15 protein-coding genes are annotated in these 23,629 nt (G+C 73.9%); 5 read left to right on the top strand and 10 right to left on the bottom strand.

Annotated elements, in window-relative coordinates:
• Positions 1 to 169 precede the first annotated feature (169 nt).
• The 3 genes from WME76_RS10125 to WME76_RS10115 are packed head-to-tail and all read left to right on the top strand — an operon-like array spanning position 170 to position 7,633.
• Entirely contained in the window at positions 170 to 4,939 is a 4,770-nt protein-coding gene (locus WME76_RS10125; RefSeq protein ID WP_437959951.1) for a DUF2339 domain-containing protein, read from the top strand.
• A gap of 57 nt (positions 4,940 to 4,996) precedes the next feature.
• Positions 4,997 to 5,890, top strand: a complete 894-nt coding sequence (locus WME76_RS10120; protein WP_437959950.1) for a LysR family transcriptional regulator — start codon at positions 4,997 to 4,999, stop codon at positions 5,888 to 5,890.
• A 42-nt stretch (positions 5,891 to 5,932) separates the two neighbouring features.
• Positions 5,933 to 7,633, top strand: coding sequence for a right-handed parallel beta-helix repeat-containing protein (locus tag WME76_RS10115; RefSeq protein ID WP_437959949.1), 1,701 nt, complete (start codon positions 5,933 to 5,935; stop codon positions 7,631 to 7,633).
• Positions 7,634 to 7,658: 25 nt separating this feature from the next.
• Here the strand turns inward: WME76_RS10115 and WME76_RS10110 are convergent, their stop codons facing one another.
• The 3 genes from WME76_RS10110 to WME76_RS10100 all read right to left on the bottom strand — a co-directional run bounded on the left by WME76_RS10110 (position 7,659) and on the right by WME76_RS10100 (position 11,504).
• Complete coding sequence (locus tag WME76_RS10110; RefSeq protein WP_437959948.1) at positions 7,659 to 8,333, bottom strand: type II toxin-antitoxin system RatA family toxin; 675 nt, start codon at positions 8,331 to 8,333, stop codon at positions 7,659 to 7,661.
• Between the two features lie 331 nt (positions 8,334 to 8,664).
• Positions 8,665 to 10,206 carry an aminopeptidase gene (locus tag WME76_RS10105; protein ID WP_437959947.1) on the bottom strand — a complete coding sequence of 514 codons (1,542 nt, stop codon included), beginning with the start codon at positions 10,204 to 10,206 and terminating at the stop codon, positions 8,665 to 8,667.
• 185 nt (positions 10,207 to 10,391) lie between these two features.
• Positions 10,392 to 11,504, bottom strand: a complete 1,113-nt coding sequence (locus WME76_RS10100) for an S-(hydroxymethyl)glutathione dehydrogenase/class III alcohol dehydrogenase (RefSeq protein WP_437959946.1) — start codon at positions 11,502 to 11,504, stop codon at positions 10,392 to 10,394.
• Between the two features lie 476 nt (positions 11,505 to 11,980).
• On the opposite strand from WME76_RS10100, the gene WME76_RS10095 reads away from it, so the two are divergent.
• Complete coding sequence (locus tag WME76_RS10095; RefSeq protein WP_437959945.1) at positions 11,981 to 13,132, top strand: hypothetical protein; 1,152 nt, start codon at positions 11,981 to 11,983, stop codon at positions 13,130 to 13,132.
• Between the two features lie 39 nt (positions 13,133 to 13,171).
• Here WME76_RS10095 and WME76_RS10090 read toward each other — a convergent pair whose 3' ends face one another.
• From WME76_RS10090 to WME76_RS10080, 3 genes are all read right to left on the bottom strand, one after another.
• Positions 13,172 to 14,305 (bottom strand): serine/threonine-protein kinase, encoded by a 1,134-nt coding sequence (locus WME76_RS10090; RefSeq protein WP_437959944.1) that lies wholly within the window; start codon positions 14,303 to 14,305, stop codon positions 13,172 to 13,174.
• A gap of 396 nt (positions 14,306 to 14,701) precedes the next feature.
• On the bottom strand, positions 14,702 to 15,625 hold the full coding sequence (locus tag WME76_RS10085; RefSeq protein ID WP_437959943.1) for a diacylglycerol/lipid kinase family protein: 924 nt from the start codon (positions 15,623 to 15,625) through the stop codon (positions 14,702 to 14,704).
• Between the two features lie 66 nt (positions 15,626 to 15,691).
• The gene (locus WME76_RS10080; protein WP_437959942.1) at positions 15,692 to 16,138 is read right to left on the bottom strand and encodes a TerB family tellurite resistance protein; all 447 of its coding nucleotides are present in this window, start codon (positions 16,136 to 16,138) and stop codon (positions 15,692 to 15,694) included.
• Between the two features lie 128 nt (positions 16,139 to 16,266).
• Between WME76_RS10080 and WME76_RS10075 the strand changes: the two genes are divergently transcribed.
• Complete coding sequence (locus WME76_RS10075; RefSeq protein ID WP_437959941.1) at positions 16,267 to 17,310, top strand: serine/threonine protein kinase; 1,044 nt, start codon at positions 16,267 to 16,269, stop codon at positions 17,308 to 17,310.
• Between the two features lie 42 nt (positions 17,311 to 17,352).
• Here WME76_RS10075 and WME76_RS10070 read toward each other — a convergent pair whose 3' ends face one another.
• The 4 genes from WME76_RS10070 to WME76_RS10055 all read right to left on the bottom strand — a co-directional run bounded on the left by WME76_RS10070 (position 17,353) and on the right by WME76_RS10055 (position 23,617).
• Positions 17,353 to 17,913, bottom strand: coding sequence for an SET domain-containing protein-lysine N-methyltransferase (locus WME76_RS10070; protein ID WP_437959940.1), 561 nt, complete (start codon positions 17,911 to 17,913; stop codon positions 17,353 to 17,355).
• A 96-nt stretch (positions 17,914 to 18,009) separates the two neighbouring features.
• On the bottom strand, positions 18,010 to 19,737 hold the full coding sequence (ftsH, locus tag WME76_RS10065; RefSeq protein WP_437959939.1) for an ATP-dependent zinc metalloprotease FtsH: 1,728 nt from the start codon (positions 19,735 to 19,737) through the stop codon (positions 18,010 to 18,012).
• 365 nt (positions 19,738 to 20,102) lie between these two features.
• The gene (locus WME76_RS10060) at positions 20,103 to 23,012 is read right to left on the bottom strand and encodes a PAS domain S-box protein (protein WP_437959938.1); all 2,910 of its coding nucleotides are present in this window, start codon (positions 23,010 to 23,012) and stop codon (positions 20,103 to 20,105) included.
• A gap of 179 nt (positions 23,013 to 23,191) precedes the next feature.
• Positions 23,192 to 23,617 carry a DoxX family protein gene (locus tag WME76_RS10055; RefSeq protein WP_437959937.1) on the bottom strand — a complete coding sequence of 142 codons (426 nt, stop codon included), beginning with the start codon at positions 23,615 to 23,617 and terminating at the stop codon, positions 23,192 to 23,194.
• Positions 23,618 to 23,629: the final 12 nt, after the last annotated feature.

Below are 23,629 nucleotides of genomic sequence, written 5' to 3'. Positions count from 1 at the left end.
TCAGGCAGGCGTGTGTTCCTCATGAGGATGCACCTTACTCCAGTCCCAGCGCGCGCCGAAAGGTCCTCGCTGCTCCGCTGGGCTGTCGGCAAGAGCGGCATGAACAGCACTGGCATCATCGCGCGGACGGGCGACGCCGTCGGCGCAGGCCCTATGCTACGAAGTCCTCATGGGGGCAGGGATCCTCGTTTTTTTCGGGCTCGCGCTCGTCGCCTATCTCCTGGTCGCCCCCCTCGTGGCGTTCGTGTTCGCCGTCCGGGCCAACCGGCGCAATGAGGACCTCCTGCTGCAGGTCCACGCCCTGGAGCGCCGCGTGGCCGAGCTCTCCGGGCAGCGCGGACGCGCCGGGCTGATCGCGCCGGCGCAGAGCCCGCGCAGCACGAGCGCCCCGGAGCCGGAGCAAGCCGCGCAGGCCGCGGTCACGCCCACGGCGGTCGCGCCGGTGGCCACCGCCCGAGCGGCGGTCGCGCCCTCCATGGCGGCCGTCGAGGCTTCAGGCGCGGCTCCCGCGATCGCGGCCGACGCTTCGGGCGCCACCCCCGCGGTGGCCGCCGGCGCCGCAGGCGCGCCTTCGGAGATCGCGTTTCCGGCGGCCGCCGGACCCGCCGTTGCGCTGACGACGGTCGTGCCCGCGGCGTTGGCCGCCGGCGAGGAAAGCGCGCTCCCGGCGGCAGCGCCGGCCGTGTTCTCCGCCGGCGAGGGCGGCGCGTTCCCGGCGGTCGCGCCGATGACGGTCGCTGCTGGCGACGGAGGCGTGTTCCCGGCGGCAGCGCCGGCTGCCGGCGAGGGCGGCGCGCTCCCGGCGGCAGCGCCGGCCGTGTTCTCCGCCGGCGAGCGCGGCGCGTTCCCGGCGGCAGCGCCGGCCGCGTTCGCCGCCCCCACGGGACCTCGCCCGCCGGGGGCGCTCCACGACGGCGCCCTCGGCGCCGGCGGCCCCGCGCACCGCGGCGCCCCGGAGAGGCCCTCCATCGAGGAGACGCTCGGCCTCACGTGGCTCACCCGCGCAGGCGCGGCCACCTTCCTGCTCGGCGCGCTCTTCTTCTTCAAGTACGCCTCGGACAACGCCTGGATCGGGCCCACCGGGCGCGTCGCGATCGGCGCGGCGACGGGCGCCGCGCTCCTCGCGATCGCCGAGGCGATCCGCGGGAGAACGCAGCGTCGCTTCGTCCACGCGCTCCTCGGCCTCGGGCTCGCGGTGCTCGTCGCGTCGGTGTGGGCGAGCGCGGTGCTGTACGAGCTCATCCCGTTCTCCGCCGCGTTCGCGGCGGAGACGGCGCTGCTCCTGCTCGGCGCCGCGCTCGCGCTCCGCCACCGCGGCGAGGCGATCCTCGTGCTCTCGCTGGTCGCCGGCTTCCTCAACCCCGTCGTGCTGTCGACCGGGCAGGACCGGCCGCTCCTGCTGTTCGGCTACCTCCTGCTCATGACGAGCGTCGTCCACGCGGTGGCGGCGAAGCTCGGCTTCCGCGTCGCGCCGTGGCTCGCGCTCGCCGGCCACGCAGCGCTGTTCTCGGGCTGGTACGACCGGTACTTCGACGCGAGCGCCGCTCCGGCCCTCGGCGACGCGGGCGCGGCCCCCTGGCCCGACCAGCCGGCCGAGGCGCTCCCGGGGCCGTACCTCCCGCTCGCCGCGCGCGCGGTGCCCCTCGCGTTCGTCGCGCTCGCCGCGTCGCAGGGCGTCCTGCGCGCGCTGTGGGCGCGCCGCGCGCTGGCCCGGAGCGCCGCCGCTGCCGCGAGCGCGGCCCCGCCCCGCGGCCCCGCGCCGGCCGGCGCCTTCCCCGGCGCCGCGCCCGCGGACGCCGTCGCGCTCGGCGTCGCCGCGCTCGTGCTCGCGCACGCCGGCGCGGGCGCGCTGCTCCTCGACGCCCCGCGCGCGCTCGCCGCCGCCGCGATCGCGATCGCGATCGCGGCGGTCGCGGCGCTGCGCGCGCTCGGCGCCGCCGGCTGGCTCCTGGCGCCGATGGGCGCCGGCTTCCTCGCCTTCGCCGCGGCGTTCGCGGACGCGCCGGCGCCGGGCCGGACGACGCTCGTCGCGCTGGTCGCGGTCTGGACCGTCGTCTACCTCGCGGGCTGGCTCCGCGACGCCGGGCTCGCGCGCCGCCTCGACCGGAGGACCGCCGTCGAGTGCTCCGCGGGCGCGTCGCTCTTCGCCTGCGCCGCGGGCATGCTGCTGTTCGGGACCGAGGCGGCGCTGTTCGCGCTCGCGCTGGCCGGCGCCGCCGCCTTCGTCGCGTGGATGGCCGCGCGCGCCGAGCTCCCCGCCCTGCTCCTCGCCGCGGCGCTCGTCTCGGCCGGCGCGCTCGCGGCGGCGGCCCCCGGCGCGCTCGCGGAGGCCGAGGTGGACGCGGCGGCCGCGCCGGCGGCCGTGGACGCGGGCTTCCTCGTCGCCTCCGCGCTGGTCATGCTGGTGTTCCTCGGCGCCGTGGGCGCCTCGGCGCGGCGCCCGCGCGAGCCCGCGCTCTCCTGGTCCGCCGCGCTCGCCGCGAGCGTGGGGACGCTCGGGTTCGTCGCGGCCGCGCTGGGCGCGACGCCGGAGGACGCGCCGACCCTGCGCGCGCTGCTCACCGCGACGGCCGGCGCCCTGGACCTCGCGCTCGGCGCGGCGCTCCTGCGCGCCGGCGCCGCGCCCATTCACGCCGGCACGGCGCCCATTCACGCCGCCGCGGCGCCCTGGCACCCCGGCGCCGCGCCGCCGCTCACCGGCGCGGCGCCCCCGCGCGCCGGCGCGCCCCCCGCAGATCGCATCGCCCTGCTGCTCGGGCAGGCGCTCGCCCTCTTCGCCGCGGCCGTCGCCTTCGGGCTCGGCGGGGCGACGGTCACCGTGGTGTGGGGCATCCTCGCGGCGGTCGCGGCCGCGATCGCGGCGCGCACCGGCGAGCGCGCCTGGCTCGCCGTCACCCTGCTGCTCTTCGTCGCCGCCCTCACCCGGGCGCTCGTCGTCGATCGGGCCGAGGCCGAGGCGCTCGTGACGACCTGGTTCGAGACGCGCGGGCGCGACGGGGCCATGGCCGCCCCCGTCCTGCTCAACGCGAGGGCCTGGGCGTTCGCGGGCGTGAGCGCGGCCCTGCTCGCCGCGGGGCGCATGCTCGCGCGATCGTGGTCCTCACCGCGCGCGCCCTCGATCCGCGCCGCGGGGCTCGCGGCGCTCGGCTCCGGCTACGCCCTGCTCATCGCGACCGTCGTCATCGAGGTGCGCAGCGCGATCACCGAGCTCCCCGCCGCGCCCCCCGCCCCGCTCGACGAGGCGGAGTTCGCCGAGCTCGTCGTGCAGCACCGCGCCGCCCTCGAGGCCCAGCAGGGGAGCCTCGCGATGGCGACCACGCTCGTCCTCGCCCTCGCGGCGATCGCGCTGCTCACGGCGGGGTTCGCCGCGCGCGACGCCTTCCATCGGTACGCCGGGCTCGCGCTGTTCGCCGTCACGATCGCGAAGCTCGTCGCCTGGGACGTGTGGCACGTCGAGCGCATCTACCAGATCGCGCTCTTCACCGGCGTCGGCGCGCTGCTCGTCGGCGGCGGCTTCCTCTACGCCCGCTTCGGCCGGCGCCTCGTGACGCTGCTGCGCGCCGGCCCGAGGGGCGCGGCCGGGCTGCTCGCCCTGCTCGCGGCGACGGGCCTCGCGCGGCCCTCGGAGGCCCAGACCGCCGCGGCGCTGTCGCCCGCCGCGGCGCAGGCCGCCGCGGCCCTGTCGATCGAGAAGCACGCGCTCGTCCGGCCGATCGAGGGCGTCGACGCCGCCGGCGACCACCGCGTCGACGTCGATCTCGAGCTCTACCGCGAGAGCCGCGCCGAGGAGCTGCTCGCCGACGTCCGCATCGCCGGCCCCGACGGCGCCGAGGTGCCGTACGTGATCCGCGAGGCGGGCGCCGCGCCCTCCCCCGGCCGGATCGCCGCCACGATGCTGGACCCGGGGGTCGACGCCGCCGGCGTGACGCACGCGACCTGGGCGCTCGACGCGCCTGGCACGCGCCACTGCCGGATCGAGCTCAGCGTGCTCGGCAGCAGCTTCCTCCGCGAGGCGCGGGTCGACACCGGCGCGGACCCGAGGTCGCTCAGCGAGGTGGCGCGCGGCGCCCACGTGTACCGGATCCCCCAGGGCTCCGAGACCGTCGAGCACCTGGCCGTCTCGTATCCGCTCTCTCGCGCCGCCCTGGTCCGCGTCCGCCTCGTCCCCGAGGTCGCCCCGGCGCGCGGCGCGGCCGCGGACGTCCGGATCACGGGCGGCGCCGTCTCGTGCGAGCCGCCGGCCGACGCCGGCACGACCGCGCTGCTGCCGCTCGCGATCGTCGAGACGCAGCGGGACAGCGAGGCGAAGATGACCCTCGTCACCCTCGACGCCGGCGCCGACGGCGCGCCGCTGCAGGCCGTGCTCCTCGACGTCGCCACGCCGGAGTTCAGCCGCCGGGTCGAGGTCGCCTCGACCACCTACCGCGCGGTCTGGCCTCCGGTGGGCAGCGGCCTCGTCTACCGGGTCCGCCCCCGCGGCGAGGCCGGGGCCGCGCTCGCGCTGACGCGGATCCCGCTGAGCCCCACCCGCAAGCGCTACCTCCGCCTCACGGTCCACGACGGCGACTCGGCGCCGCTCTCCCTGTCGGCCGCGCAAGCCGAGGTGCGGGCCCGCGAGATCGTGTTCCGCGCCGCCCAGCCGGGCCCGCACCGGCTGTACGTCGGCGACCCGCTCGGCGCGCGCCCCCGCTACGACCTGGCAGACGTCCTCGATCGCGGCGAGCGCGAGCTGCCGCCCGCGCCGGCGAGGCTCGGCGCCGCGCAGGCCAACCCGGCCCTCGGCGCCGCCCGCGACACGCGAGACCTCCCCTTCACCGAGCGACACCGCGCGCCGATCGGGGCCGCGCTGGCCGCCTCGCTGCTGGCGCTCTCGCTGTGGGCCGCGCGGCTCCTGCGGCGAGCAGCGCCGCACGACGGGCCCGCGCCGCGGCGCCCGTGACGGCCGACGAGGAGCTTTCGTGACGAGGATTGTACTGGCCAGCGATACAATGCGGCCATGCTGCTCCCCTCGTTGGAGAACCTCGCCTGCTTCGAGGCCGCGGCGCGGACGCTGAACTTCCGGACCGCGGCGCGCGCCGTCGCGCTCAGCCCCGCCGCCTTCGGCCAGCGCATCAAGCAGATCGAGGAGCAGGTGGGCGCGCCGCTGTTCGAGCGCACCACCCGCCGGGTGCAGCTCACGCCGCTCGGCCTCGCCATGCTGCCGCGCGCTCGACAGTGCCTGGCGCTCGCCGAGGACTGCCTGCGCAGCGCGATGAGCCCCGCGCCCGCGCCCGTCGAGCTGACGCTCGGCACGCGCTTCGAGCTCGGGATGTCCTGGCTCGTCCCCCAGCTCGGCAAGCTGACGCGGCGGCGCCCCGAGGTGACGCTCCACCTCTACTTCGGCGCCTCCGACGATCTGCTGCGCCGCCTCCACGACCGCAGCGTCGACTGCGTGGTCACGAGCGCCCGCTGGAGCGCCGCGAGCCTCGCGGCGGAGACGCTGCACGAGGAGCGCTACGCGTTCGTGGCCTCCCCGAAGCTGCTCCAGCGCGCGGAGTTCTCCCGCCCCGACCACGCCGCGCGGCATTGCCTGCTCGACATCGACCCGACCATGCCGCTGTTCCGGTACCTCGCCGACCAGATGGGCGGCGTCGGCCGCTTCGCGTTCGCCCGCCATCGCTGGGTGGGGCTCGGCGCCGCCATGAAGGCGCTGGTGCTCGCGGGCGAGGGCGTGGCCGTGCTGCCGCTCCACATGGTCGCCGCCGAGCTCCGCAGCGGCAAGCTGAAGCGGCTCCTCCGGTCCGCGGTCCTCGCGCGCGACGACTTCCGCCTCGTCTACCGGCGCGACGACCCGCGGAGCGCGCTCTACGCGAAGCTCGCCGGGTCGCTGCGGGCCGCGCCGATCCAGTGACGCGCGCCGGGCGCCCCGTGGCGTAGACTCGCGCGAGGAACCATGACCGAGCTCCCCCACGGCGACGCGCGCTGCCGCAGGATCCCCGTCACGGCGCGGGACATCAACGGCGGGCCGGACCCGGACCGCCGCGCCCCGTTCGTCATCACGGCGCCCGGCCAGTACGCCCTGGTGGAGGACGTCGACTGGGTGGCGAGCGACGCCGACGCGCGGGCGATCACGATCGCGAGCGACGACGTGACGCTCGACCTGTGCGGCAGGACGCTGCGGCAGGTGCACCCCCCGGCGCCCAGGACCGCCGCCGATCCGGGCGCGCGGCCGTGCCGGGGCGAGGTCGTCTCCGGGAACGTGGGTGTCCACGTCGAGGGGCGGCGGCGGATCGTCATCAAGAACGGCAGCGTGGTCGGGATCCAGGGGGTCGGGATCGTCGCCAGGGACTGCCGCCAGGTGGATCTGCGCGACCTCTCGGTCAGCCGGTGCGGCGGCGACGGGGTGATCGACACGAGCTTCCTCTGCCGCAACGGCGGGATCTTCGTGATGGGCACGCAGCACACGCAGGACGCGAGCAACGACATCACCTTTGCCTCCGACATCCGGCTGCTCAACTGCGTGTGCTCGGAGAACACGAGCCGGCTCGACGGCGTGGTGACGCTGGGGGCGCTCGTCCTCTTCTGCGACAACGTGGAGGTCAAGCAGTGCGTGTTCAACCGCAACGCGAACACGAGCGCCCAGCCGAGCGGCGTGCAGTTCAACGTCGTGGGCGTCGACTTCGTCGTCTGCCGCAACGTGCTCGTGGAGGACTGCGAGGCGCACGACAACACGTCGGGCGGGGAGCCGGCCGGGTTCTTCGCCTGGGGGGAGAACTACAAGTTCCTGCGCTGCCGGGCGAACCGGAATCACACGCTGACGGGCAACCGCGCGTGCGGATTCAACATCTCGACCACGAGCAACCTCGAGATGATCGCGTGCGAGGCGGACGGGAACTACAACGCGAACCCGGGCGCGTCCGCCGATGGGGTCAGGGATTTCTCCGCCCTGGGCTTCCGCATCGGCAGGGCGGTGTACCGCGCGCTGATCGAGGACTGCCGCGCGATCGGCAACCACAGCGTGGGCGTGAACGCGCCCGCCGGCGGCTTCGCGCTCCACTCGACCCGCCAGGTGGTGCTGCGGCGCTGCGCGGCCGTGGGGAACCGGAACGCGAGCGGGACCGCCGAGGACGACGGGCTCGCGGCCGGGTTCATCGCGTCGGCGCCGCTCGCCGATCCGGAGGGCGGCTTCGTGGGAGGCGAGGACAACGCCTTCATCGACTGCATCGCCGACGGCAACACGGTCCACCGCGCCCCGCAGTTCGTGCAGCGGCCGGCCCCGCCGGTGGACGCGGGCCCGTCGCGCGGCGATCCGCGCAAGGGCGCGGGGTTCCTGCTCGAGGGCCAGAAGGACGCGCGGATCATCGGGTGCCAGGCCGCCAACAACGACGGCAAAGGCATCTGGCTGAGGGCCTGCGCGCGCGCGCTCGTCGAGGGGAACACGCTGTCGCGGAACACGCTGTACGGCATCCAGAACGAGGCCCCCGCCGGGCTCAGCGCCTTCACGGGGAACCGGGCGCACCTGAACGGCGCGCGCCACCGCCACAACTACGTTGGCCTGCCGGCCGGGACGCCGGTGCGCAAGTGGACGCTCGGATCCAGTCCCCTCCCCGGCCCTTCGGGGGCGATGGACAACCTCAGCATCCGGCTGCCCTGACGCGATCGCCGGCCGCCGGCGCGCGTCAGCGGCTCCCGTCCTGCGCCTGCTCGATGCGCGCCCGGATGGCGGCGACGGCGCGCGCCGAGCCGTCGAGGTTCTCCGAGTTGAGGAGGCTCTTCGGCAGCGGCAGCTTCGGCCGGAGGAAGACCTCGAGGGACAGGCGCGTCGTCTGGTCGTCGATCTTCTCCAGCTGCCAGGTGGCCTGGAGGTCTTGCACGTTGCCGGAGACGAAGCGGGACGAGTAGGTCTCGACTCCATCCACGGGCGCCGGCTTCTGGATCTCGAGGCGCGCCCACATCGTGACCGCGCCGTTCAGGGCCGAGACTTCCATGTAGACATCCCACCCGCCCGAAGGGGTGCGCCCGAGCACGCGGCACTTCTTGTAGTACGGCATGAACTCCGGATAGCGCTCGAACGAGAGCACCGCGGCGCGCACGCGCTCGACCGGGGCCTTGACGACGGCCGTCGACCGCCCGCGCGCGAAGCCGGTGCTGCCGATCGGGACTGCCACGCTCTTGATCCCGGCCCGCTCGGGCGCCGGCTGCGCGCGCTCGGCCCTCGAGTCGTCGCCCGCGGCGGCCAGGAGGACGTCGCGGCTGTCGCGCTGCGGCGCGGCGAGGCGCTGTGAATCCAGGTTGTTCCCCCCCTCACCCGCGCCGCACGCGGCGGCCGCCGCGGCGAGCCATCCGGAGAGCACGGGCCGAATCAGGGCGCGATGGACGATTGCGGTCGAACGAGCTGTCCCCATGGCCGCCGAGCTTGCCAGCAACGTGCCGGCCGCAACCGCGGCCCCCTGACACCGCGCAACACATCCACGCTCGGGCCGCGCCCCACCCCACCATCATGGACGGATCGAACGCCCCGCGCGTAACGCGCGTGTGCGCGCAAATAGCCAAGCTCGGCACATCGCTCCGGCATCGAGAAAAACGCCATGACGCCGAGGACGCCAGGAGAACCGAGAAATCTCCTGTTCTCGGCGTCCTTGACGCCTTGGCGGCCAATCTCCCTCTCGTTGCGCGGGTGTTCCCTTACGACTCTCCAGACAGATAAGCGGTAAGGCTTGGAATCGGGACGCCGGTGGGGCGGCCGAACTGCCAGTCCACGGACTCGACCCCGACGCCGCCGATGTCGAGGTGGATGAACGGCAGCGTGCCTCCCTTGAGCCCCGACGCGATGTCGAGGAACGCGAACGGGAACTGGTGCCCGCGCGGCGTGTTCACCGAGGCGAGGCGGTTCGAGGAGACCACGTCCTCGGCGCACGATCGGGGCGCGACGAACGCGTAGTCCTCGCGCCGCGGCCGCACGCGCTCCATCGGCTCGCCCCAGCGCTCCGCGAGGACGTCGAGCCGGTCGAGCTCGGGCCGCGCGGCGGAGTTGCAGATCGCGCCCGTGTACGGCCCGTGGGCGCGGTAGACGTGCCCCGTCAGCGTCGCGACCGAGAACAGGATCGGATCGGCCGCGCCGCTCATGGCGAGCTCCCGCGCGAGCGCGAGCAGGTCGGCCTGGATCAGGCGCCCCTCGGCGTCGGTGTTGCCGATCCGCACGCGCACGCCGGCGCGGCTGCGGATGATCTCGTCGCTCACATAGGACTCCTCGCCGATGCTGTTGCGCACCAGCCCGAGCAGCCCGACGATGCGCACCCCCTCCAGGCCGAGCGCCACGGCCGCGCGCACCAGCCCGGCGACCGCGCCGGCGCCGCCCTTGTCGCGCGACATCCCGGCCATGTTCCCGTCCGTCTTCAGGTCGACGCCGCCGGTGTCGTAGGTGACGCCCTTGCCCGCGAGCATCACCGTGCGGCGGATCTCGCCGCGAGGCCGGTAATCGAGCCGCACGACGCACGGCCGGTGGCGCTCGACGACCCGCGACGCCCGCGAGACCGCGCTGATCAGCGGGTAGTCGTCGACGTTGCGCTCGATCTTGACGAGCACGCCCGTCCTGGCGAACGCCGCCTCGCACATCTCGGCCACGCGGCGGGGCGCCATGCGCTCCGGCTCGGTGCCGGTGATGTCGCGGCAGAGCGCGCGGCCGACCTCGATGGCCGCGATCTCGCGGGCGCGCGCCTCCGACAGGCCGAGCACCGCGACCGACTCGGCCGTGCGCGGGGCCATCTCCGCCTCGCGCGCCTCGAGCGGCGTCCACTGGCTCCCGAGCGCGGCGAGCGCCCCCACCTCGATCGCCCGCGCGAACCGCGGCCCGGCCGGCGCGCGCACGACAAGGAGCGGCCGGCTCGCCCCCGCCTCCACCGCCCGCGCGAAGCCGGCCGACGCCGCCTCCGCCACGGAGCGCACGTCGTCGATCTCCTCCGAGAGCGTCCCCATCGGCGCGAGCACCAGGCGCCCGCCAGGCACCCCGGGCGCCGGCAGGACGATCGGAGCACACCTGCCCTCCAGCGCGCAGTCCGCCCGCGCGGCCGCCTCGACCAGCGCGCCCACCGCGGGCCCGAGCCCCCCAACGTGCTTCGCGATCGGCGAGGGCGCGACGAGGACGACAGCATCGCAGGCGGCGGTCGCCGCGTTCGCCTCGGCGAGGGCGTTGGCGGGCAGCCCCGCCAGGGAGGTGACATGAACCATGGCAGTGGATGATGTCACAGAGGGCAGCATTTTTGCAGCACCCGTCGCCGCTGCCATGACACCGACATCTCCCCCGAGGAGCGGCCGCGCACGACGCCGCGCAGGCAGCGCCCGAGCGCGTCCGCCCCGGCGGTCACAGCGCGACCGACGGGCAGGCAGAGCCGCGCGCCCCCGCGCCGTTCAGCTCAGGAGAAGAGCACGACGCTGCGGATCGACTCGCCCTCGTGCATGAGATCGAAGGAATGGTTGATGTCGTCGAGCGGCATCGTGTGGGTGATGAGCTCGTCGATCTTGATCTTCCCCTCCATGTACCAGTCGACGATCCTGGGCACGTCGGTGCGCCCCCGCGCGCCGCCGAACGCGGTGCCCTTCCAGACGCGCCCGGTGACGAGCTGGAAGGGGCGCGTGGAGATCTCCTCGCCCGCCCCGGCGACGCCGATGATGATGCTCGTCCCCCAGCCCTTGTGGCAGCACTCGAGCGCCTGGCGCATCACCTTCACGCTGCCGATGCACTCGAAGCTGTAATCGGCGCCGCCCCGGGTGAGATCGACCAGGTAGGGCACCAGATCTCCCTGCACCTCGTTCGGGTTGACGAAATGGGTCATCCCGAACTTCTCGGCCAGCTCCCGGCGCTTCGGGTTGATGTCGACGCCGACGATGAGATCGGCGCCGGCCATCCGCGCGCCCTGGATCACGTTCAGCCCGATGCCGCCGAGGCCGAAGACAACGACGTTGTCGCCGGGCTTCACCTGGGCGGTGTTGATCACCGCGCCGATACCCGTCGTCACGCCGCAGCCGATGTAGCAGACCTTGTCGAACGGCGCGTCCTCGCGGATCTTCGCGACCGCGATCTCGGGGAGCACGGTGAAGCTCGAGAACGTCGACGTGCCCATGTAATGGTGAATCCGCTCGTTACCGATCGAGAAGCGGCTCGTTCCGTCCGGCATCAGCCCGCGGCCCTGCGTGGCGCGGATGGCCTGGCAGAGGTTGGTCTTTCCGCTCGTGCAGTAAGAGCACTGCCGGCACTCGGGCGTGTACAGGGGAATGACGTGATCGCCCTTCTTGAGGCTCCTCACGGAGGGGCCGACGTCGACGACGACGCCGGCGCCCTCGTGCCCGAGGATCGCGGGGAAGAGGCCCTCGGGATCCTTGCCCGAGAGGGTGTAAGCGTCGGTGTGACAGACGCCGGTGGCCTTGATCTCGATGAGCACCTCGCCTTCGCGAGGGCCCTCCACCTGGACGTCCTCGACCGTGAGCTTCTCGCCGGCCTTGTGGGCCACGGCTGCGCGCGCTTTCATGATCGGTGGTTCTCCTCCCGCTAGCGGGGCGTTCGGGGCCCGAGCGGCCCGAGCCCCTCCATTAGCTGGCCGAGGAAGCAGGTTTCAAGGGGAACGCGGGGAGCGCCGGCCGAGGTCGCCGCCCGGTCTGCCTGCCCGCGCGCCCGCGCCCGCCGACAGGGCCCGCCCGCCGTCGGTCAGCGACAGCGCGACCACGCGACCGCCCCGCCTGCACCGCGCGCGGACCACTCCCACTCCACCTTACAGACGAGCTGGGCTGGTCGTGGGGCAGATAACCGCTCTCGCCAGGGCCATTGCACGAGCAGCGCGCGCGGCGTCGCGAAAGGTGCTCTCGGTGAGCGCATGAATGAATCCGGATGGCGCCCGTGAACGGGCGCGCGTAGCATCGCACCATTGACACCATGAACCGCCCTGCAAATGCACTGGGTCGCAGCGCTCTCATCACGGCAGCCGCCCTGGCGCTCGGCGCCTGCGGTTTGGCCGGCTCACTCGACAGCGAGGTGGAAGGCGAACAGGCCGGCGGCGCGCCGCCGGAGCGCGCGCACGGCGGACAGGGAGGCGGCGAGGGAGGCCAGGGTGGCGGCGGTGACGGCGGAGAGGCCAGCACCGTGGCGTGTGTCGACGAGTGCCCCGCGAACGGCGGGGGTATCACCCTCGGCTGCGAGACACGCTTCCTGTTCGGGATGAACTATGCGTGGCACAACTTCGCCGGCGATTTCGGCGGTATCGCCGCGTGGGACAAGCGCGGCGTCACGGCCGAGGCGGAAACGCACGCAAAGCACCTCGCCGGCATGCGCGAGAGCGGGGCGAGCGTCGCGCGGTGGTGGATGCTGCCGGAGATCCGGGGCGAGAGCGTCGTCTTCGACGAGAACGGCGATCCGGTCGGCCTCGGCGCGACGACGCGGAGCGACGTCCAGAAGGCCCTGGAGCTCGCCGAGCAGGCGGACATCAACCTCATGTTCTGCCTCTTCTCCTTCGACAACTTCCACCCGAGCCGGGTCGACGGGGACGTGAAGACCGTGGGCATCTCCCCCCTCGTGACGGACGCGGCGCGGCGCGCGGCGCTGATAGAGAACGTCGTCAGGCCGATCGCGCAGGCGGTCGAACAGAGCCCTTACCGGCACCGGATGGTCGCCTGGGACGTGATCAACGAGCCCGAGCTGGCCATGACCGGACCGAGCCCGTATGGCGACCCGGATTACGACCCGGACCCCGAGGTGGAGCCGATCGCGCACGAGCAGATGGAGGCGTTTCTCCGCGACACGATCCAGGCGCTCCGCGCGGACAGTCAAGCGCTCATCACGATCGGCTCGGCCTCGATGAAGTGGTCGCTGGCCTGGACGACCACGGACATCGATTTCTACACCTTCCACATGAACGACCGGGTCAACCGGTACTGGCCCTACAACCAGTCGCCCGCGGACTACGGCATCACCGACAAGCCGGTCGTCATGAGCGATTTCCCCACCGCCGGCCTCGCGACGGCGAATGTGTCGAAGCTCCTGGAGAGCTGGTACAGCCAGGGATACGCAGGCGCGATCAGCTGGGCCTACCGGGACGCGGGCCCGAACGAGCTCGCGTCGATGAAGGCCTTCGTCGACGCGAAGGGCTGCGGCGTCCGCTTCTGAGCCGCCGGCCGGCGGCTCACCCCACCTCCGCAGGCCCGCTCAGGGGAGCCAGTAGTCGACGAGCGACGCGCCGGTCACGTCGTGGGAGACGCCGCTCGCGATCGCCCACTGGGCCAGCGCACGGCCGAGCGCCGCCATCGTGGGGAAGCGATCCTCCGGGGCCTTGGACAGGCCCCGCGCGACGATCTCCCAGAGCCGCGGGTGCGCCTCGAACGCGTCCGGGCGCGGCGGATCGACGCGCAGCACGTCGTGCACGATGGAGATGCTGCCAGGGCCGCCGAACGGGCGGCGGCCGCTCACGAGCTCGTGGAGCACCACGCAGACGCTCCACACGTCGGAGCGCGCGTCGGACTCCTGCCCGCCGCGCACCTGCTCGGGCGCCATGTAGGCCGGGCTCCCGACCAGCGCTTCCCGCCGCGCGTCGCCGACGGCGCGGGTCGCCGTGAAGGCGATCCCGAAGTCGATCAGCTTGGGGATCATCCTGCGGCCGTCGCGCACGAGCACGACGTTCGCCGGCTTCACGTCGCGGTGGACGACCCCCGCGCCGTGCGCGGCGCTGAGCGCGCCGATCACGGGCAGCAGGAGCTGGACGCTGGAGATGGGCGACATCGGCCCCGAGTCGGCGAGCACCTGCGCGAGCGACCTGCCGTGGAGGAACTCCATCACCACGAACGGCTCGCCCTCCTCCGTGACGCTGAGGTCGAAGATCCGCACCGCGGCGCGGTGTGACACGCGCGCCGTGGCCTGCGCCTCCCGGAGCAGCCGCGAGGCGGCCTCCGGAACGGGGCAATCGCGACGGATGAGCTTCAGCGCGACATCGAGGTTCAGGGCGACATTCCGGGCTTTCCACACGGCGCCCATGCTCCCCTCTCCGATGAGCTCCATGAGGCGATAGCGCCCCGCGAGGACGTCGCCTGGGGCGTAGCGCCGCAGCGCGGCGGCCAGCTCGCCCACCGCAGCAGACGGCAGATCCGCGACGGCCGGCGCAGCGGCGGCCTGGGAAAGGCCGGCGAGGCCGGTCCGCAGCGTGGCCGGCGGCGCGCTCGCCGGGGCGTCCGCCGCCGGGTCCAGGGGCGCGACATCCGCGCCAGGACACCAGACCGATCCAGACGGCCTCGACAGCTTGCCGGAAGTCCGGAGGTCGACGGGCTCGAACGGAGGACGGTGCGCCACCGACCAGCGCGGAGATCGCGGTGAGCGATACGCGCGCGGTGAAGCTCTGCCCCCACTCGCGGGGCGCGATCGATTCGACGTGGGTTCCATCGATGCGCCATGTGGCGTCGTGGAGCTGTCAGTTCGTTGGCTGTCCATGACCTTGTGCATGGAGTATGTGCAAGGAACAGGCCGACACAAACCGCAGTGAAAGCGCCTCTTTCGCGCCCGCCGGGGCGCCGGGTGCGGGCCCGAGGCCTCAGATCCGGCGCCGGGTGACGGTCGTTCCCCTCAACTCAGCGGCGCGCCGGCTCTCGGGCGGGCGCGGACGTCGCGCGGCCAGATCCGCCGGCGCAACGATCGGGCGGCGGCGCATTCCCTGCGCTGACACACGGGCGGACACAGCGGCCGCCGGTGTCAGCTCCCCTCGCCCCCGGCGTCGTATCCGGGGCCGACCAGCACGCTGAGCGCGCGGTGCTCGACCGAGAACGAGATGGGGGCGTTGCTCAGGAGCTCGCCATCCACATTGAACCACATCCCCGGCTTCGCGGCGATCCGCACGCGGGAGGCGCGCCGGTGCATCACCTCGGCGCTGTCGAGGTAGCTGCCCGCGACGAGGCGCGCCGCCACCGCGGCGAGATCGAGCAGCGAGGCATACCGGACGATCACCACGTCGAGCAGCCCGTCCTCCATGCTCGCCCCGGAGGCCACCTTCATCCCGCCCGCGCAGGTCCTGCCGTTGGCGACGATCACGTTGAGCGCCTCGACGCGCTCGAACTCCTGATCATTCCAGGCGATCGTCGTCTCGTAGCCGGTGAGATCCGGCAGCACCTTCATGGCGCCGCGCACGTAGGCGAGCGGCCCCCACGCGGCCTTCATCTCGTCGGTCAGCGCCTCGTCCACCTGGCCGCTGAAGCCGCCGGCGGCGACGTTCAGACAATACCGGGTCTGCCCCGCGCTCTCGACGTGGACGAGATCCACCTTGCGCGTGAGCGCCTCGACGCGCCCCGCGTCGAGCAGCGCGAACGCCTCGACCGGGTCGAACGGGATCCCGAGCGTGCGCGCCAGATCGTTGCCGGTGCCGAGCGGCATGAGGCCGAGCCGCGCGCGGTCGCGGTACGGACCGAGCCCCTGGACGACCTCGTTGATCGTGCCGTCCCCCCCGGCCGCGACCACGATCTCCGAGCCCTCCTCGACGGCGGCCCCGGCGAGCTCGCGGGCGTGGCCCGGGCCCTCGGTCTGGATCAGCCGCACGTCGGGGCGCGCCGCCGCCAGCTCGTGGAGCCGCGCCGACTGGGCGGCGTTGCCGGCAGCGGGATTGACGATGATCGAGGTGCGCAAGGTGCCGCGGATGCTAGCGCCCGGGGCGCATGCTGTCCCGCGCCGACGTCGCGGCCGCCCGGCCGCTCAGCGGGCCGAGCCGGGCGCGACGCGCCCCCGGAACGCGATCGGCACCTCGAGCGCCTCGGCCGCCTCGACGAGCAGCGCGTGCTCGCTCTCGTGGATCACGCCGTCGGCGGCGACGAGCCGGACCGCCAGCTCGATCGCGGCCTCGCGCATCCGCACGTCGGGCAGGCGGGCGCGGAGCGCCGCGAACCGGCCGCGCCGGCCCTCCTCGCGCACCGACCGCTCGATGATCGCGATGAGCGTCTCGACGACGTCAGCCCCGATGCGGCCCACGCTCATCGCCGCCACGTGCCCCGCGAGCTCGTCGCGCTCGGCCTCGTTGATGGACCCGTCGGCGTAGGCGGCGAGGAACATGATCTCGACCATCGCCTCGAGCTTGCTGATCTCGAGGTGAGGAAAGGAAAGCTGCGTCTCGTCCATCATGAGGTTCGCGCTGCAGCGTATCACGATCGCTCGGAGCGCGGCGCGCGGCGCGCGGCGCGCGGCGCGCCGACCTCGCCCGGCGCCGCGCCCGGGTCCGCCCGGCCAAACTTCTCGTCGAGCGCGGCGCCGGTTGGTGCTCAACTCCTCCGACCATGAGCGTCACCACCCCGACCGACCTCTTCCTGTCGCTGACCCCGCACAAGGTGATCGAGGCCGTCGAAGCCGCGGGCCTCCTGTGCAACCGCGTCTGCTACCCGCTGAACTCGTTCGAGAACCGCGTCTACGAGGTCGAGCTCGAGGACCGCACCCGCATCATCGCGAAGTTCTACCGCCCGGGGCGCTGGACGCGCGAGCAGATCCTGGAGGAGCACCGGTTCCTCGCGGAGCTCGCGGAGGCCGAGATCCCCGTCTGCCCGACGCGCCCGTTCCCCGACGGCGAGACGCTCCAGCAGATCGATCACATCCAGTATTGCCTCTTCGAGCGCATGGGCGGCCGCGCGCCCGACGAGCTCGGAGACGAGCTGTTCACGCGCCTCGGCCGGCTCGCCGCCCGCATCCACAACGTGGGCGCGGCGAGGACCGCCGAGCACCGGGTCCGGCTCTCCGCCGACACGTACGCGCGCGAGGATCTCGGCTGGCTCGCCGAGCGCAAGATCATCCCCGCGGCCGTCGAGCGGCGGTACCTCGCGGCCGCGCGCGCCGTCGCCGACGCGGCCGAGGAGCGCCTGCGCGGCGTCGAGGCGCACCGCATCCACGGCGATCTGCACCCGGGCAACCTGCTGCTCCGCGACGGCGCGCTCCGCGTGCTCGACTTCGACGACATGGTCGTCGGCCCCGCGGTGCAGGACCTCTGGCTCCTCCTGCCCGGCCGCGACGCGACCGCGCGGCGGCAGCGCGAGCTCTTCCTCGACGCCTACGAGGAGCTCCGCCGCTTCGACAGGTCGACCCTCGGCCTGATCGAGCCGCTGCGCGGGCTCCGCATGATCCACTACGCCGCCTGGATCGCGCGGCGGTGGCACGATCCGATTTTCCCCAGGACTTTCCCGCACTTCGGGACGGAAGCGTACTGGCGCGACGAGGCGGGCTCGCTCGAAGAAGTAATTCAACTCACGAATTCAGAGGGCGCTGTCGGCTCCGATGGGGACGCCGACGCGCCGCCGCCGAGCGGGGGCAAGTACTTCTGGGATCTGAACTGACGGCGCCGCGCGCGGCGATCGCGCGGACAGCGCCGCTCTCGCTCAGACAGCGCCGCTCGACGGCGGGGCGCCCTGCGCGAGCTGGCGCGCGATGTGCGGCGCGAGGCGGTACTCGGCGAGCACGGCCGGCGGTAGCTCGGAGGCGCCCGCGATCCGGCGGAGGCAGCGGGCGCTCCCGCAGCGGCACTCGAACGGAGAGGACATGGCCCACTCCGTGGAAGGATAGAAGAACGCGATCTCGTCGCCGGGCGCGATCGGCCGGAGCGCGACGAGCGCGCGCAGCTCGACGTCGAAGTAGGCGTTCGGATCGCAGCTGTGGTTGATGAACGCCAGGAACCCCGGCTCGAGATCGATGTGCTGGTGCTGGGAGAGCTGGAGCGTCATCCGGTCCGGCCGGTCGTGCACGACCGCGGCGCCGAACGGCTGGAGCACGTCGCCCGCGGCGAACGCCGCGAGGCTGCGGACGCACCGCTGGCCGAACCGGTCGGGGGCCGTCACCTCGAAGTGAGGGTCCTGGGCGATGGAGGCGCTGCCCTGCGACGCAGGGTCAGCGGGCGGGAGAGCGGGAGCCGCGGCGAGGTCGGAGCGAGAGGCGGCGGTCATGTGCGGTGCTCCTGGGGCGGCCCCCCGCCCCTGCGCAACCCAGCCCGCTGCTGGCTCGCGCCGGGAGAGGAGCGCTCTCCAGGCGCCCGCGGGGGATCAGGCGGCTTCCTGGGCGGCGCGCCGGCGTCGGTCGGCCGGGAAGCAGGCCTCGATCTCGTCGCTGCCGAGCGTCTCCTTCTTGAGGAGCGCCTGGACGAGGACCTCGATCTCGCCTCGCCGGGACTTCACGATGTCGACGGCGCGCGCGAGCTGCGAGTCCGTGAGCGCCCGCGCCGTCTCGTCGACGCGGTCGAGCAGGGCCGGGCTGCGCGAGGGGTGCCCGTCGCCGACGCAGATCGGGCCGAGGTGGCTCATGCCGAGCTCGGCGACCATCTTCCACGCGATCGTCGCGGCGCGCTGGATGTCGTCCGAGGCGCCGGCCGTCATCGTCCCGAGGATGACCATCTCGGCGGCGCGGCCGCCCATCAGCATGCAGATCTGATCTTCGAGGTACTCTTTCCGGTACATCAGCCGATCCTTCTCGGGCATCGCCTGGGTCACGCCGAGCGCGCGGCCGCGCGGCAGGATCGACACCTTGTGCACCGGATCGCAGTTCTTCGCGAGGAGCCCGACCGCGACGTGGCCGGCCTCGTGCACCGCCGTCGCGTAGCGCTCGTCCTCGTCGATCAGCACGCCCTTGCGCTCCAGGCCCATGAGCACCCGGTCGCGCGCGCGGTCGATGTGCGTGAAGTCCACCGCCTCGGCGCCCTCGCGGGCCGCGAGGATGGCCGCCTCGTTCAGCAGGTTCGCCAGATCGGCGCCCGAGAAGCCCGGGGTGCTGCGGGCGATGGTGCCGAGATCGACCTCGCCCTGGAGCGGGATCGGCCCGGCGTGGACGTTGAGGATCTCCTCGCGGCCGCGCACGTCGGGGAGCGGCACGGTGATCTTGCGATCGAAGCGGCCCGGCCGGAGCAGCGCGGGATCGAGCATGTCGACGCGGTTGGTCGACGCGATGACCACGATGCCGGTCGCGTGATCGAACCCGTCCATCTCGACGAGGAGCTGGTTCAGCGTCTGGTCGTGCTCCGCAGAGGCGGAGTCGCCCTGCCCCTTCGCGCGGGCCCGGCCCACGGCGTCGATCTCGTCGATGAACACGATGCACGGGGCGGCCTTGCGCGCCTCGGCGAAGAGCGCGCGGACGCGGGAGGCCCCGACGCCGACGAACATCTCCTGGAAGCTCGACCCCGACGCCGAGAGGAACCGCACGCCCGCCTCGGAGGCGACGGCGCGCGCGAGCAGCGTCTTGCCGGTCCCGGGCTCGCCCGTCAGCAGCACGCCGCGCGGGGGGCGGCCGCCGAGGCGCGCGAAGCGCTCGGGGCTCTTCAGGAACTCGACCGTCTCGGCGAGCTCCTGCTTGACCTCCTGCATGCCCGCGACGTCGGCGAAGCGGACGGGCGACCGCGTCGCCCCGGCCTTGGCCTCGGTGAAGACCTTCGGGCTGCGGCGCCGGCTCACCGAGTAGAGCGCGAAGCCGACGGCGGCGAGGACCACCACCGGGAGCACCGCGGCGGCCGCGCGCGACTTCTCCTCGCGAGAGGCGAAGTCGACCGAGGCGCCGGCGCTCGCGAACCGGGAGACGAGCTCCTGCCGGAGCGTCGGCTCATCGACGACGGCGGTGACGGCGACGCCGCCCGCCTGGCGGACGAAGAAGCGATCTCCGCTCACCTCGACCGCGGTCGCCTGCCCCGTCTGCGCGATCTGGAGGAGCTCCGTGTACGTCGCAGCACGCTCGCTGGGCGCCGCGCGGAGCGCGAACCCGAGAGTCACCGCGAGCACCACCCCCATGATCCCGAGTGCCCAAAGCCGACGCCCCGCGGGCCCCAGCCGCCTACCCACCTGCAAGAACCAGGAATTCACTGCTGCGCCACCTCACTACCCCGACGTCGGGCCGGAGCGGATCTCAGGTGTAGCAAGGATACGAACCTCAGGAAGTTCCTTCTGCGATCATTCTGAGCGGCCTGAGCACAGAATACTGCGAAAGGATGGTGGTAGCGCAAAGCCGAAGTCGGAGAACGAGCATCGGTGTAACGAAACTCGCGAATACCACGGACGAGCTCGCATGTTCAACTGACGAGCCCGCTTTGATTGCCGAGCTCGCCAAGCGGGCAGTCGGCTGCATGCTCTCCGCGCAGGAGCCCGTCGCGGGGCGGCTACGTCTCGGCGGCGCGCGCGGACCCCCGCGCGAACGGCACGGTGACGTGGAATGTCGTCGTGGCCCCGGGGGTGCTCTCGACGGAGATGCTCCCGCCGTGGGCCTCCACGAGCCCCCGCGTGATGTAGAGGCCGAGGCCGGCCCCGCGGACGCGGCGCGGCCCGCGCTCGGGCGCGCGCCAGAAGCGCTTGAAGAGGTGCGGGAGCATCGCCTCCGCGATGCCCGGGCCCTGGTTGCTGACGGCGATGTGCGCGCCGGCCGCCCCGGCGCGGATGGCGACGACGATGTCGCGCCCCGGCTCACCGTACCTGGCGGCGTTCGAGAGCAGGTTGGTCACGATCTGCTCGAGCCGCCCCGGGTCCGCCCGGACGGCGGGCACGTCGCCCTGCACGTCCAGGCGCACGGCGTGGCCCTCGGTCGCCCCGGCCGACCGCTCGACGATCTCCCCGAGGAGCGCGCGGAGATCCACCGGGCGGCAATCCAGCGTGAGCTGCCGCGCCTCGATGCGCGAGGCGTCGAGGAGGTCGTCGATCATGCGGCGCAGCCGGTCGACCGAGTCGGAGATCCTCCCGATCTGCTTCTCGCTGTCCGCGGCGGGCAGCGCGCCGAGCCGGCGGCGCAGGAGATGGCTCGCGGTCGCGATGACCTGGATGGGCTGGCGGAGGTCGTGCGCGATGATGCCTGTCCACTCCTGGCGCTGCCGCTCCATCTCCTTGAGCGCCGTGATGTCCTGAAAGACCGTGACGGCGCCCTGGATCTCGCCGTCGTCCGAGCGCACCGGCGCGGCGTTGACCAGCACAGGGACGAACGCGCGCTCGGCGGCGCTCCAGAGCAGCCCCTCGGCGCCCGTCACGACCTCGCCCCGGCAGAGGGCCCGGGTCAGCGGGCGATCGGGCCAGTCCACGGGCTCTCCCGACGGGGATCGGAGGTCGAAGAGCGCCGCGTTGTCCCAGGGGTCGCGCTCGCCCTCGCGGCGGACCGCGTACTTCATCGCGAGCCTGTTGCACGTGATGAGCCGCCCCTCCGCGTCGGCCAGGAGCGCCGCCTCGGGCATCTGCTCGACGACCGCCTGGAGCCGCCGGCGCTCGCTCGCCTCGGAGCGGTAGAGCCGCGCCGTCTCGATCGCGGCGCACGTCCGCTCGGCGAGCAGCGCGACGGCCCGCTCGTCGTCCTCGTCGAACGGCGGGCGACCGGGGCGCCTGGCGAGGTAGAGGTTGCCCACGGTCCGGTCCTGGAAGCGGAACGGCACGCCCAGGAAGGCGTGAATCGGCGGGTGGTGCGGCGGCAGCCCGATGAAGTCGGGGTGCGCTCGGACGTCGTCGAGGCGGACCGGGCGCTCGCCGCGGGCCACCGCGCCGAGGACGCCGACGGGCCGCGGCGGCGTGCGGAGCTGCGCGGCCTCCTCGGCGGCGACGCCGCACGGGACCCACGGGTCGAACGGCCGCCGGTCGTCCTCCGAGATGCCGATCGCCGCGTAGTCGGCGCCCGAGATCCCCTTCGCGTGGAGCGCGATCACCTCCAGCACGGAGGGCAGGTCGGAGCGCGACAGGCTCGCGAGGGCCTCGGTCACCGCCGCGCTCGCGGCGCCGATGGCCTCGAGCTGCGATCGCAGGCGCCGCTCCGCCGCGTGGGCGCGCTCGACGGCGGCCTCCATCGCCTTGCGGCGCCCGATGTCGCGGCAGATCGAGGAGAAGCCGGTCATGCGCCCGTCCTCGTCCGCGATGGTCGACACGGTGACCTCGACGTCGATGGTCCTCCCGTCCCTGGTCCGGCCGGCGGTCTCGAAGTGCTCGAAGCGCTCGCCGCGGCGCAGGCGCTCGAGGTGCGCCTCGGCCTCGGCGGCGAGCTCGGGCGGGTACAGGGCGAGCACCTTGCGCCCGATCACCTCCCCGGCGCTGTGGCCGTAGAGGCGCGCCGCGGCGGGGTTCCAGCTCAGGATGGTCCCGTCGAGGTCGGCGCCGATCACGGCGTCGTCCGAGGAGTGCGCGAGGGCCGCGAGGAAGGCGCGCGCCTCCTCGGCCCGGCGCCGCGCTTGGTCGACGAGGTTCAGGTGCGCCGCGCCGATCCAGAGCACGGTCGCGAGGAAGAGCGTCGTGACGGCCGAGGCGAGCGCGAACGACGCGGCGATCGGGTAAGCCCCTCGATCCGCGCCGATCAGGAAGAGGCGGCCGAGGACGATCGGGACGAGGACGACGAAGGGCAGGAGGCGCCGCAGCAGGGCGCCTCCGGGCGCGCTGGACGTGAGCACGGCGAACGCGCCGCAATCGGGCCGCGCCGCGAGGATCCCGGCGGACAGCGCGAGCAGGGCGATCGAGGTGTGGAGCGCCATGCCCGTGAACGGGAACAGCGGCGGCAGCCCGTAGAAATAGCCGACGCCGAGCAGGTAGCCGCTGAGCGCCGTCAGCGCGAGCGCCGCGGCCGCCAGCACGCAGACCACCGCGCGGCGGCAGGCGCGCGGCGTCTTCACGGGCAGCGAGAGGAGCGCCGCGCCGATCAGGGCGCAGCAGAGCGCGGTGTTCGGCGACGGCCTGCCGGGGAACCTGCTCGGGAAGTCCACGCGCGCCGGGAACAGCAGGCGATCGACGCCGAGATCCCACCCGAAGACGTACTCCGCGAGGGGGGCGAGGGCGAGGGCCGCGACGGCGGCGGCGCTCGCCTGCCCGAGCTGGCGGAGCGGCGCCGAGCGCCCCTCGCGGCCGAGCAGCCCGAGCGACAGGCCGGCCAGGATGAGGGTGACCGCGGTGTTGGGCACCATGCTCGGCCAGCCGCGCGCGATCGAGGTGAGCGCGGTCTCCCGCGTCCACCAGCCCAGCAGGGCCGCGCACCCCGCGAGGACCGAGCAGGCCGCGCCGACGACGACGCCGAGCGGCGCGCGGCCCGATCGCTCGGTCGACCCCCCCTCCCCCATCAGCGTCCCCTCCCGCTCGGGGTGTATAGCGCCGGGACAGGGCGCCGTGCTCGGTGCGCGGCGGGAAACGAGGAGCGCGCGGCGCGGCCCTACCGCCGCGATGGTCGGGCGCGCTCCGGGGCGCCAGACGCCGAGCGCGCCCCTCCACGCGGGCGGGTCACGCCGCGCGGGCGCTCAGCTCAGCTCTTTCGCCCGAAGATCGCCGCGTCGGCGGAGAACCGCCCCGGGCCGACGAGGAGCAGCACGAGGGCGATGCAGAGGTAGACCGCCGCCACCTCGTACGAGCCGCTGCCCATCGCGAAGAACGGGTCGCCCCGCGTCACGTGCGAGAGGACCGCGACGGCCATGGTGGCGGCGATGCCGAGCGACGCGAGCGGCGTGAGGAGGCCGAGGATCCAGGCGAGGCCGCCGCCGACCTCGGAGAGCGCGGCGAGCGCCTGCAAGAACCCCGGAACGGGGGCGTCGGGCCCCATCCAGCCGAAGGGGTTCTGGATCTTCCCCCAGCCGTGAAAGATGAAGGCGATGCCGGTGACGACGCGAAGCGCGAGCAGCGCGGCCGAGGCCGGGGGCGGCAAGTCGGTCACCCGCAGGAATCTCTTGAGCATGGGGATCACTCC

The organism is Sorangium sp. So ce119 (assembly GCF_051524405.1).
Taxonomy (GTDB): Bacteria; Myxococcota_A; Polyangia; order Polyangiales; family Polyangiaceae; genus Sorangium; species Sorangium cellulosum_G.
This window is presented reverse-complemented; position numbering and strand designations above follow the sequence as displayed.

Excerpts from the sequence above, each read along its gene's own strand:
- WME76_RS10105 (WP_437959947.1), bottom strand. The coding sequence starts at position 10,206 with ATGGTTCATGTCACCTCCCTGGCGGGGCTGCCCGCCAACGCCCTCGCC.
- WME76_RS10070 (WP_437959940.1), bottom strand. The coding sequence starts at position 17,913 with ATGACCGCCGCCTCTCGCTCCGACCTCGCCGCGGCTCCCGCTCTCCCG.
- WME76_RS10115 (WP_437959949.1), top strand. The coding sequence starts at position 5,933 with ATGACCGAGCTCCCCCACGGCGACGCGCGCTGCCGCAGGATCCCCGTC.
- WME76_RS10100 (WP_437959946.1), bottom strand. The coding sequence starts at position 11,504 with ATGAAAGCGCGCGCAGCCGTGGCCCACAAGGCCGGCGAGAAGCTCACG.
- WME76_RS10125 (WP_437959951.1), top strand. The coding sequence starts at position 170 with ATGGGGGCAGGGATCCTCGTTTTTTTCGGGCTCGCGCTCGTCGCCTAT.
- ftsH (WP_437959939.1), bottom strand. The coding sequence starts at position 19,737 with ATGGGGGTGGTGCTCGCGGTGACTCTCGGGTTCGCGCTCCGCGCGGCG.
- WME76_RS10075 (WP_437959941.1), top strand. The coding sequence starts at position 16,267 with ATGAGCGTCACCACCCCGACCGACCTCTTCCTGTCGCTGACCCCGCAC.
- WME76_RS10120 (WP_437959950.1), top strand. The coding sequence starts at position 4,997 with ATGCTGCTCCCCTCGTTGGAGAACCTCGCCTGCTTCGAGGCCGCGGCG.
- WME76_RS10055 (WP_437959937.1), bottom strand. The coding sequence starts at position 23,617 with ATGCTCAAGAGATTCCTGCGGGTGACCGACTTGCCGCCCCCGGCCTCG.
- WME76_RS10060 (WP_437959938.1), bottom strand. The coding sequence starts at position 23,012 with ATGGGGGAGGGGGGGTCGACCGAGCGATCGGGCCGCGCGCCGCTCGGC.